At 51.2% G+C, this 1142-nt stretch carries 1 rRNA gene; it reads left to right on the forward strand.

The features are described 5' to 3' along the window. A 23S ribosomal RNA gene (locus ACF8GB_RS10785) occupies nt 1-1142 on the forward strand; the annotation flags it as partial.

Consider the following 1142-nt stretch of genomic DNA (forward strand, 5'->3'; position numbering starts at 1 on the left):
GAGCACGAGAAACTTTGTCTGAATATGGGGGGACCATCCTCCAAGGCTAAATACTACTGACTGACCGATAGTGAACCAGTACCGTGAGGGAAAGGCGAAAAGAACCCCGGAGAGGGGAGTGAAATAGAACCTGAAACCGTATGCGTACAAGCAGTGGGAGCCTACTTTGTTAGGTGACTGCGTACCTTTTGTATAATGGGTCAGCGACTTATATTCAGTGGCGAGCTTAACCGAATAGGGGAGGCGTAGCGAAAGCGAGTCTTAATAGGGCGTTTAGTCGCTGGGTATAGACCCGAAACCGGGCGATCTATCCATGGGCAGGTTGAAGGTTAGGTAACACTGACTGGAGGACCGAACCGACTACCGTTGAAAAGTTAGCGGATGACCTGTGGATCGGAGTGAAAGGCTAATCAAGCTCGGAGATAGCTGGTTCTCCTCGAAAGCTATTTAGGTAGCGCCTCATGTATCACTGTAGGGGGTAGAGCACTGTTTCGGCTAGGGGGTCATCCCGACTTACCAAACCGATGCAAACTCCGAATACCTACAAGTGCCGAGCATGGGAGACACACGGCGGGTGCTAACGTCCGTCGTGAAAAGGGAAACAACCCAGACCGTCAGCTAAGGTCCCAAAGTCATGGTTAAGTGGGAAACGATGTGGGAAGGCTTAGACAGCTAGGAGGTTGGCTTAGAAGCAGCCACCCTTTAAAGAAAGCGTAATAGCTCACTAGTCGAGTCGGCCTGCGCGGAAGATGTAACGGGGCTCAAACCATGCACCGAAGCTACGGGTATCACCTTATGGTGATGCGGTAGAGGAGCGTTCTGTAAGCCTGTGAAGGTGAGTTGAGAAGCTTGCTGGAGGTATCAGAAGTGCGAATGCTGACATGAGTAACGACAATGCGAGTGAAAAACTCGCACGCCGAAAGACCAAGGTTTCCTGCGCAACGTTAATCGACGCAGGGTTAGTCGGTCCCTAAGGCGAGGCTGAAAAGCGTAGTCGATGGAAAACAGGTTAATATTCCTGTACTTCCAGTTATTGCGATGGAGGGACGGAGAAGGTTAGGCCAGCCTGGCGTTGGTTGTCCAGGTTTAAGGTGGTAGGCTGAAATCTTAGGCAAATCCGGGATTTCAAGGCCGAGAGCTGA

The organism is Pseudomonas sp. xss_4, assembly GCF_043104125.1.
Lineage (GTDB): Bacteria > Pseudomonadota > Gammaproteobacteria > Pseudomonadales > Pseudomonadaceae > Aquipseudomonas > Aquipseudomonas parafulva_B.